Here is a 9,463-nt window from a genome sequence, read left to right as displayed (position 1 = left end):
AAGGTGACCGATGCGAGCTTCGAGGCCGACGTCCTCAAATCCTCCGAGCCGGTGGTTGTCGATTTCTGGGCGGAATGGTGCGGCCCCTGCCGCATGATCGGCCCGGCGCTCGAGGAGATCGCCGGCGAAATGGACGGCAAGGTCAAGATCGTGAAGATGAACGTCGACGAGAACCAGGCGATCCCGGCCCAGTTCGGCATCCGCTCGATCCCGACCCTGATGCTGTTCAAGGACGGCAAGCTGGCCTCCCAGAAGGTCGGCGCCGCGCCGAAGAGCGACCTCTCGCGCTGGATCGCCGGCGCCGTCTGAGCCGGCATCCGTCCGAACGACAAAAGGCCCGCCATCCTTCCGGATGGCGGGCCTTTCTCATGGGGCGATGCCCCGCCTTGCCTGTCAGGCGCGGCGACGCAGGCCGTCGACGCTGAAGGCGCCCGGGCCGGCGGCGAAGAGGTAGAGGAAGATGAAGCAGAACAGCATGGCAGCCTCGCCGCCGTTCAGGATCGGATAGAAGCCCTTCGAGCCATGGGCCATCCAGTAGGCGACGGCCATCAGGCCCGACAGCAGGAAAGCGGTTGGGCGGGTCAGGAAGCCGACCAGAACCAGCGCGCCGCCAACGATCTCCAGCACGCCCGCGATCCAGGGCAGCGAGAAGGCGGCCGGCATGCCCCAGGCGGGCGCAGCCGGGAAGGCGAGGAGCTTCTGGGTGCCGTGGGAGATGAAGCTCAGCGCCGTGAAGATCCGCAGCAATGCAAGGAAGTAGGGGTCGAAGCGCTTGACGGAATCGAGGGAAGACATGGGTTTCTCTTTCCAGTACGGGATTTTGAGGTCGGACGGGCCATCCGCGACGCGGTCGGGTGGCCCGGGGCATTTCCAGTCCCGCCGATTTTTCGAGCGGTGATGACGGATTGTCGCAGGCTCGGCAAGGCACAGTGGCCGCCAGGGGATGCTTGCGGCTTTGCAACATCTTCACGTTCCCGCGACGCAAGGCCTGTCTGGAAGGCCTTGCAGGCTTAACCACCCCTTAAAAGCGCCATGTTTAACTCCTGTGTGAGCATCCGGCCGGCCGTGACCTCCGGCGGCCTTCGGCGTGACGGGGCAGGATGAACGACCGGACGAAACGGGCCGAGCGGCGCGAGCCCTCCTTCGAACCAGGGCGGGGCGAAAGCCGCGACGATTTCGACATGCGCCTTTCCGACGACGACCGTCCCGTTCGTGGCCACCGCGCCGCGCCGCGCAACGAGGCGCGCCAGCCGGCGCGACGCGACAAGCGCAGCGGTGGTGGCGGTGGCGGCCGGCGGCGCGGCCGGCGCGGGCGGTCCTTCCTCGGCGGGCTCGTCGCCTATCACGCCGCGCAACTGCCGCCGATCAACCAGCTCACCGTACCGAAGCGGCCGCCCAACATCGCGATCCTGGCCGCCGACGGCTCGCTGCTGGCCAATCGCGGCGAGACCGGCGGGCGCACCGTGACCATCGGCGAGGTGCCGCCCTATCTGCCCAAGGCCTTCGTGGCGATCGAGGACCGGCGCTTCTACGAGCATTTCGGCATCGACCCGATCGGGCTGACGCGGGCGATGGTCAACAATCTGCGCCGCGCGGGAGGCGTGCAGGGCGGCTCGACGCTGACCCAGCAACTCGCCAAGAACCTCTTCCTGACGCAGGAGCGCACGGCGGCGCGCAAGATCCAGGAGGCGATCCTGGCGCTCTGGCTGGAGCGGACCTACAGCAAGGACCAGATCCTCGAGCTCTACCTCAACCGCGTTTATTTCGGCTCGGGCGCCTATGGCGTCGAGGCGGCGGCGCAGCGCTATTTCAACAAGTCGGCGCGCTCGGTGACGATCGCGGAGGCCGCGATGCTGGCGGGCCTGGTCCAGGCGCCGTCGCGTCTGGCCCCCAACCGCAATCCGGAAGCGGCCGAGAAGCGCGCCCAGCTCGTCATCGCCGCGATGGCCGACCAGGGGCTGATCTCGCAGAACGCCGCCAAGACGGCGCTCGTCGCCCCGGCGGAAGCCACCGAGCGCATCGGCGCGGGCTCGGTGAACTACGCCGCCGACTATGTGATGGACGTGCTCGACGATTTCATCGGCGCGGTCGATGGCGACGTCACCGTGCTGACCACGATCGACACCAAGCTGCAGTCCTCGGCCGAGACCATCCTGGTCGAGGCGCTGGCGGCGCAGGGCGCCAAGCAGGGGGTGAGCCAGGGCGCGGTCGTCTCGATGGCGAGCGACGGCGGCATCCGGGCGCTGATCGGCGGGCGCGACTACACCAAGAGCCAGTTCAACCGCGCCACCGCGGCCAAGCGCCAGCCGGGCTCGGCCTTCAAGCCCTTCGTCTATCTCGCGGCGCTGGAAAAGGGCCTGACGCCCGACACGATCCGTGACGACAGCCCGGTCTCGTTCAAGGGCTGGGAGCCGGAGAACTACTCGCGCAGCTATCGCGGGCCGGTCACGCTCCAGACCGCGCTGGCGCATTCGCTGAACACGATCGCGGCGCGGCTGATCAGCGAGGTGACGCCGCGCGAGGTGATCCGCACCGCCCAGCGGCTCGGCATCAACTCCGCATTGCAGCCCAATCTCTCGCTCGCTCTCGGCACCTCCGAGGTGACGCCGGTCGAGCTGACGGCGGCCTATGCGACCTTCGCCAATGGCGGCCAGAGCGTGCTGCCCTACGTCATCCGGGAGGTGAAATCCTCGGCCGGGAAGGTGATCTATGCCCGAAAGGCGGCGAGCTTCGGCCCGGTGATCCAGCCCCAGCCCCTGTCGATGATGAACGCCATGCTGAACCAGGTGATGGTCAGCGGCACCGGTGCCAAGGCCAACATCTCCGGCTGGGAGGTCGGCGGCAAATCCGGCACCACGCAGGATTTCCGCGACGCCTGGTTCGTCGGCTACACGGCAAGGCTCGTGACCTCGGTCTGGCTCGGAAACGACGACAACAGCGCAATGAAGCGCGTCGCCGGCAGCGGGCTCCCCGCCGAGATCTGGGGCAGGTACATGAAGGCGGCCCATGCCGGTCTGCAGCCCGCGCCGCTGCCCGGCGGCCTCTGGCAGGGCACCCCGCGCTCGATCTTCGACGGCGGCGCGCCGGTCGCCAGCACGCGCCCGCCCGCCAACACGCAGACCGCCGACAGCGACCGCGCCTGGGTGCCGCCGGCACCGCAGGAGAAGAACTTCCTGGAGCGGCTCTTCGGCGGCTGAAGACGTGCCTCCAGAACCTCACCGTCTTTCCGGGGCGCCCGCAGGGCGAGCCCGGAACCCATAACCGCCGACCGGTTCCGAAAAGGACGCGGCAACAGATCGCCTCCTCCTGCCCGATCCGCGGTTATGGGTGCCGGGCTCTTCGCTGCGCGAAGCCCCGGAATGACGGCGCGATCAGGCCTTGGCGGTGCGGATCGCGGCGCTCGCCCTGAACAGGATGAGCGCGGCGACGCCGATCGCCGACATCACCAGCGGCAGCGGCAGTGCGCCGCTCTTCAGGGCCTGGCCGACGAGCAGCCCGATGCAGGCCGAAAACAGCATCTGGCAGAGCCCGGTGAAGGAGGAGGCGGCGCCCGCGCGGTCCGGGAACGGCATCATCGCCGAGGCCTGGGCCTGCGGCATGGTCAGCCCGACGCCGCAGGCATAGAGCGCCATCGGCACGATCACGCCAAAGGGTCCCGCGAAGCCGGTGAGCACGCAGAGCAGCATGGCGAGCCCACCGCCGGCGAGGCAGAGCACGCCCAGCCCGATGACCCCGTCCATGCCGCGGCGCCCGACCAGGCGCTGGGCCAGGATCGTGCCGAGGATGAAGCCGAGCACGCCGAAGCCGAAGGACAGGCCGTACTGTGCCGGCGTCAGGCCATGGATGCCGATCAGCACGAAGGAGGAGCCCGAGATGAAGGCGAAGAGCCCGCCATAGGCCAGCGCCGTCAGCCCGACATAGACGCGGTAGGCGCGGTTCTGCAGCAGCGTCCCAAAACCGCGGATGATGGCGAGCAGGGACAAAGGCTCGCGCGAGCGGACCTTCAGGGTCTCCGGCAGGAGGAACCCGACCACGGCGGCGAGCACCGCGGCGAAGGCGAGCGAGGCGACGAAGGTCGAGCGCCAGCCGAAGGCCTGCTGGAGCACGCCGCCCAGAACCGGCGCGACTGCGGGCACGAGCCCCATGATCATGCCCATGCGGGCCAGTTCGCGGCCGGCGCGCGGCCCCTCATAGAGATCGCGCACCATGGCGCGACCGAGCACGATCGGCCCGGAGGCCCCTAGTGCCTGGATGGCGCGGGCCGCGGTCAGCGCCTCGATCGACGGCGCCAGCGCGCAGGCCAAAGTCGCGAGGGTGAAGAGGGCGAGCCCCGTCAGCAGGACCGGGCGGCGGCCGAGCCGGTCGGAGAGCGGCCCCCAGAGGATCTGCCCGGCCGCGAACCCGAACAGGAAGGCCGACAGCGTCGCCTGCGCGCCGGCCACGTCGGTCTCCATGACGCGGACGATATCGGGCAGCGAGGGCAGGTAGAAATCGGTCGAGAGCGGGCCCAGCGCCGTCAGCATGGCGAGCACGGCGGTCATCGCCAGCGTATCGGGGCGGAGTTTCATGCGGGTAGCCTGTTTTGCCTCGGAAACACCGCGTCATCCCGGACAAGCGGCGCCAGCCGCGTCGCTCCGGGATCCATCGTAAAGCAATGGCTGCACTCTAGGATGGATCCCGGCGCTCCGCTTCGCTTCGGCCGGGATGACGAGGTCGTTCCACAGATCGAGCAGCCCCTCTAGGCTCCGCGCCAAGGGCTGTCGAGGCTACCCATAGGCATGCAAACCCGCGCCATGGCGCTTGAGCCAGGCCTCCGCCTCCTCCGTGCGCGGGCAGAGCTTGTGGGTCAGCGCCCAGAAGCGGTGCGAGTGGTTCATCTCCTTGAGATGGGCGACCTCGTGGGCGGCGAGATAGTCCAGCACCAATGGCGGGGCCAGGATCAGCCGCCAGGAGAAATTCAGGTGCCCCTGCGAGGAGCAGGAGCCCCAGCGGCTGGTGGTGTCGCGGATCGTGATCCGGCGGGCGGGGATGCCGAGCGCGGCCGTATGCCGGGCGACCGCCGCCTCGAGATCGTCCAGCGCGGCGCGGCGCAGGAAATCCTTGATGCGCCGCGGCACATGGGCGCTCTCGCCGGCGACCGCGAGGATCGGCGCTCCGTCCTGGTCGGCCGTGGCCCGGGTGAGCCCGCGGGCCTTGCTCCAGTGGACGATGCGATGGGGCGTGCCGCGAAAGGGAATCGTCGCGCCGGGCTCGAAGGGAATGAGCTGGGGGCGCTTGGCGAGGCGGGCCGCGATCCAGCCGCCGTGGTTCTCGGCGAAGAGCCGGCCCGCGGAAAAATCGGCCCGCTCCGGCAGCGTCAGCGTGATCTCACCGCTGGCCTGCGAGACGCGCAGCGTCATCCGCCGCGCGCTCGCCCGCCGCCTGATCTGCACGGGATAGAGCACCCCGGCATGGGAGACCTCGATCCGCTCGGGATCGGGCTTGCGCTTGAAGAGGGAGAGCCGCATCGCCCGCGATTGTGCGGGATTCGCGGCCGTTCCGGAAGGGGGCACACGCCGTCGCGCCCCCTCCCCTCGGGAGGATCGTGGCCGGAGGAGCTACTCCGCCGGCAGATAGAGGCTGGCGCCGCGGTCGCGGAATTCCTGCGCCTTGCCGGCCATGCCCGCCGCCCGGTCGAGCGCCGCGCGCTGCGTGTCGTCCATCGCCAGAACCTCCGCCCGCAGATCCTGCGTGATCTTCATCGAGCAGAATTTCGGCCCGCACATCGAGCAGAAATGCGCGACCTTGTGAGCGTCCTTGGGTAGCGTCTCGTCATGATAGGCACGCGCCGTGTCGGGATCGAGCCCCAGATTGAACTGGTCCTCCCAGCGGAAATCGAAGCGGGCGCGGGAGAGCGCGTCGTCCCGTATCTTCGCCGCCGGATGCCCCTTGGCGAGATCGGCGGCATGGGCGGCGATCTTGTAGGTGACGACGCCGGTCTTGACGTCGTCGCGGTCGGGCAGGCCGAGATGCTCCTTCGGCGTGACGTAGCAGAGCATGGCGCAGCCATACCAACCGATCATCGCCGCCCCGATGCCGGAGGTGATGTGGTCGTAGCCGGGCGCGATGTCGGTCGTCAGCGGTCCCAGCGTGTAGAAGGGCGCCTCGCCGCATTCGCGCAGCTGCTTGTCCATGTTCTCCTTGATCTTGTGCATCGGCACATGGCCGGGGCCCTCGATCATCACCTGGCAGCCTTTGTCCCAGGCGACGTTGGTGAGTTCCCCCAGGGTCTCCAGCTCGGCGAACTGGGCGCGGTCATTGGCGTCGGCGATCGAGCCCGGGCGCAGCCCGTCGCCGAGCGAGAACGAGACGTCATAGGCCCGCATGATCTCGCAGATCTCGTCGAAACGCTCGTAGAGGAAGCTCTCCCTGTGATGGGCCAGGCACCAGCGCGCCATGATCGAGCCGCCACGCGAGACGATGCCGGTGACGCGGCTGGCCGTCAGCGGGACGTAAGGCAGGCGCACGCCGGCATGGATGGTGAAGTAGTCGACGCCCTGCTCGGCCTGCTCGATCAGCGTGTCCTTGAACACCTCCCAGTCGAGCTTGACCGGGTCGCCGCCGACCTTCTCCAGCGCCTGGTAGATCGGCACCGTGCCGATCGGGACGGGCGCATTTCTAAGGATCCAGGAGCGGATGGCGTGGATGTTGCGGCCGGTGGAGAGGTCCATCACCGTGTCGGCGCCCCAGCGGATCGCCCAGACCAGCTTCTCGACCTCCTCGGCCGCGCCGGAGGTGACGGCCGAGTTGCCGATATTGGCGTTGATCTTGACCAGGAAGTTGCGCCCGATCGCCATCGGCTCCAGCTCGGGATGGTTGATGTTGGCCGGGATGATGGCCCGACCGCGCGCGATTTCGCTGCGCACGAATTCCGGCGTGACGAACTCCGGCAGGCTCGCGCCGAAGCTCTCGCCATCGGCTCGGCGCTCCTTCGCCCCCTCCAGCATCGCGGCGCGCCCGAGGTTCTCGCGATGCGCGACATAGATCATTTCGGGCGTGACGATGCCGGCCTTCGCGAACTCGTATTGCGTCGCCGGCCGGCCGGGCTGCGCCCGCAGCACCGGGCGCTGCGCCGGGCAGGACGGCACGCTCTGGGCGGGAGCGGCATGGCCATTGTCGGCGGGTGTCACCTCCCGGCCCGCAATCGTCTCGAAGCCGCGCCGGTCGAGCCAGGCGCGCCTGATCTGCGGCAGGCCCGCATTCAGGTCGATCACCGCGTCGGTCTCGGTGTAGGGGCCGGACGGGTCATAGAGGCGCACCGGAGGCTCGGCCTCGGTGCTCAGCGACACTTCGCGAAAGGGCACGCGGATCGCTGCATCCTGCGGGCTCGGGACATAGATCTTGCGCGAACCGGTGATCGGTCCGGTGGTGACGCCGGTCGGGGCGCCGAAGGTTCTGGTCTGTTGGGAAGGCATTCTAGGATCTCCACCTTTGAGGTCAGGAGATCCGGCGTCGAAAGCGGTTCAAGCGCTGTGATGCGGTTGCAAGGCGGGCTTGCGCCGCGTTCCAGTCCCTCCGCCGGTATGACCCGGATCAGGTTCGATGGGTTCGGCTCAGGAAGCCGTCTCAGCCCTTGCGGGCACCCCTCGGAACGGGATCGAGGTTAGGCGAGTGGGCGGCGATGCGCAACGGCTCAGGCGGTGATATCGACAGCCTGGCCCTGCCCGGCCGGGAGCGTCGCCTGCATCTGATCGGCGCTCTGCTGGAGCAGGGCGACGATGGCCTGGTCGCTTTGGGTCTGCTGGCGCAGCATCTCGGTCTGCAGCGCCTGCTGCGTCGAGGCCGCCTGCATGGCGGCGAAGCTCTGCGCGATGGCGAGGGAATCACTCATGAGGGCGCCTCCTGCGAGAGCCATAGGCGCAGGAGGTTGAGCGATCGTGAATCAAACGCGTCGGTTGCCGCGCTCTCAGCGCTGCACGGGCGCCATGATCGAGGGCACCGCCCGCGGCATCGGCACATCGCGGTCCGCCCTCTGCATCACGATCTGTTGGCGATCGACGCGGTGACGGACCTCCACACTGCTGCGCAGCGCCGCGTCGGGGTCCAGGGTCGGCGCGGCAACGGCGAGATCGAAGGGGCGCGGCGGCGGCAACGGCGCGAGCATCATGCTCTGGGCGTTTGCCGCAAGTGGCGCGACCGTCGCGGCAGCGAGGATGAGGCCGGCTGCAAAGCTGTTTCGAAACTGCATCGATGGTCTCCCTGCATTCGCTCTGCGGCCTCGAGCGGGCCCGTCGCGAAGGAAACGACGCGACCGCGCGCAAGTTCCGGCGGAACGCAAGAAGGCCGCCTTGCGGCGGCCTTCGTCGGCTTCGGCTGGAGACCGGCCCTGTCAGCCGCCCTGCCCCGCCAGCAGCGGAGTGATCCGCCGCAAGGTGACGCGACGATTCTCGCGCGCAGCGTCCTGCGTGTTCACCTTGAGATACTGCTCGCCATAGCCTTGCGTCGTCAGGTTTTCCGGCGGCACGCCGAAGTCGCGGGTCAGGATCTCCGCGACCGACTGGGCGCGCCGGTCCGAGAGCGACAGATTGTCGATGTCGGAGCCGACAGCATCGGTATGCCCCTCGACCAGGAAGACCTCGTTGGGCGAGCGCTGCAGTGCGCGGCGGATCGAGTCGGCGATGATCGACAGTCGCTGCGCCTGACCGGGCGCCACGTCCCAGGAGCCCGTGGCGAAGGTCACGGTGTCGATATCGACGCTGCGCATCTGGGCGCGCAGATCCGGCGAGTAGCGGACCTCGTCGAGGGTGTAGCGACGCGGGATCGGCCCGAGCGGCGGCGCGACGATCGTCTCGTAGATGAGATCTTCATCGGCTTGCTCGGCATCGACGATGTAGCGCTCGCGCGGGATGCGCAGAGCAGGCCGCTCCAACACCACGATCTCGTCCGAGAAGCGGTCGCGCGGCCGGTCGCGGCGGGTGTTGTCGATGATCACGACCTCCCTGCCCTCGCGGTCGAGCCGCGTGCGACGGATCAGGCGGCCCTCCTCGTCGGTGATGGTGACGATCCGCGTGCCGTCGGGCCGTTCGAAGATCGTGCGGTTCTCGTCACCGCGCCGCTCGGTGCGGGCCTCGAGCCCGAGTTCGCGGAAGCGCTGCGTCTCGTCGCGGCGGATGATCGTGCGGTCGTCGTCGCGGATGATCGTCCGGCCGGGCTCACGGATGATGGTGACGTCGCCCTCGCGCCGCTCCTCGCGGCGGCCGCGGACATCCTCCAGCCGCTCGGCCCCCTGCGTCGCCATGATGCCGCCGAGGACGCCGGCGCCGAGGCCGATGGCGGCCGCGCCGCCGAGACCGCTGCCGCTGCGGCGGCCCTGGCGCGGGTCGGTGGCCTGACCCGGCACGCCGGGTCCGGTCGGCGGGGCGGCCTGGGTCTGGCCGTCACGCAGCGCGGGAGCGGAGGGCGCCGGTGGGGTGGCCGGAGCGGC

9 protein-coding genes and 1 riboswitch are annotated in these 9,463 nt (G+C 69.2%); of the genes, 2 read left to right on the top strand and 7 right to left on the bottom strand.

Features of this window, described 5'->3' with window-relative positions; all coding sequences use genetic code 11:
• Positions 1 to 309: thioredoxin (gene trxA, locus Q8M82_RS03865; protein ID WP_305690062.1), on the top strand; the 309-nt coding region annotated here is incomplete at its 5' end.
• Positions 310 to 393: 84 nt separating this feature from the next.
• Here trxA and Q8M82_RS03860 read toward each other — a convergent pair.
• Positions 394 to 795: a DoxX family protein gene (locus Q8M82_RS03860; RefSeq protein ID WP_305690061.1), complete on the bottom strand. Its 402-nt coding sequence runs from the start codon at positions 793 to 795 to the stop codon at positions 394 to 396.
• A gap of 305 nt (positions 796 to 1,100) precedes the next feature.
• On the opposite strand from Q8M82_RS03860, the gene Q8M82_RS03855 reads away from it, so the two are divergent.
• Entirely contained in the window at positions 1,101 to 3,197 is a 2,097-nt protein-coding gene (locus Q8M82_RS03855) for a transglycosylase domain-containing protein (RefSeq protein WP_305690060.1), read from the top strand.
• A 174-nt stretch (positions 3,198 to 3,371) separates the two neighbouring features.
• Here Q8M82_RS03855 and Q8M82_RS03850 read toward each other — a convergent pair whose 3' ends face one another.
• From Q8M82_RS03850 to Q8M82_RS03825, 6 genes are all read right to left on the bottom strand, one after another.
• Positions 3,372 to 4,568 carry a multidrug effflux MFS transporter gene (locus tag Q8M82_RS03850; protein ID WP_305690059.1) on the bottom strand — a complete coding sequence of 399 codons (1,197 nt, stop codon included), beginning with the start codon at positions 4,566 to 4,568 and terminating at the stop codon, positions 3,372 to 3,374.
• Between the two features lie 198 nt (positions 4,569 to 4,766).
• Complete coding sequence (locus Q8M82_RS03845; protein WP_305690058.1) at positions 4,767 to 5,507, bottom strand: M48 family metallopeptidase; 741 nt, start codon at positions 5,505 to 5,507, stop codon at positions 4,767 to 4,769.
• A gap of 90 nt (positions 5,508 to 5,597) precedes the next feature.
• Positions 5,598 to 7,454: a phosphomethylpyrimidine synthase ThiC gene (gene thiC, locus Q8M82_RS03840; RefSeq protein WP_305690057.1), complete on the bottom strand. Its 1,857-nt coding sequence runs from the start codon at positions 7,452 to 7,454 to the stop codon at positions 5,598 to 5,600.
• 77 nt (positions 7,455 to 7,531) lie between these two features.
• A riboswitch (TPP riboswitch) is annotated at positions 7,532 to 7,636 on the bottom strand.
• Positions 7,637 to 7,672: 36 nt separating this feature from the next.
• The gene (locus Q8M82_RS03835) at positions 7,673 to 7,870 is read right to left on the bottom strand and encodes a hypothetical protein (RefSeq protein ID WP_305690056.1); all 198 of its coding nucleotides are present in this window, start codon (positions 7,868 to 7,870) and stop codon (positions 7,673 to 7,675) included.
• A gap of 75 nt (positions 7,871 to 7,945) precedes the next feature.
• Positions 7,946 to 8,227 (bottom strand): hypothetical protein, encoded by a 282-nt coding sequence (locus Q8M82_RS03830; protein ID WP_305690055.1) that lies wholly within the window; start codon positions 8,225 to 8,227, stop codon positions 7,946 to 7,948.
• Positions 8,228 to 8,368: 141 nt separating this feature from the next.
• The coding region (locus tag Q8M82_RS03825; protein ID WP_305690054.1) for an OmpA family protein at positions 8,369 to 9,463 on the bottom strand (1,095 nt) is incomplete at its 5' end.

It is taken from the genome of Allobosea sp. (genome assembly GCF_030694325.1).
Taxonomy (GTDB): domain Bacteria; phylum Pseudomonadota; class Alphaproteobacteria; order Rhizobiales; family Beijerinckiaceae; genus Allobosea.
This window is presented reverse-complemented; position numbering and strand designations above follow the sequence as displayed.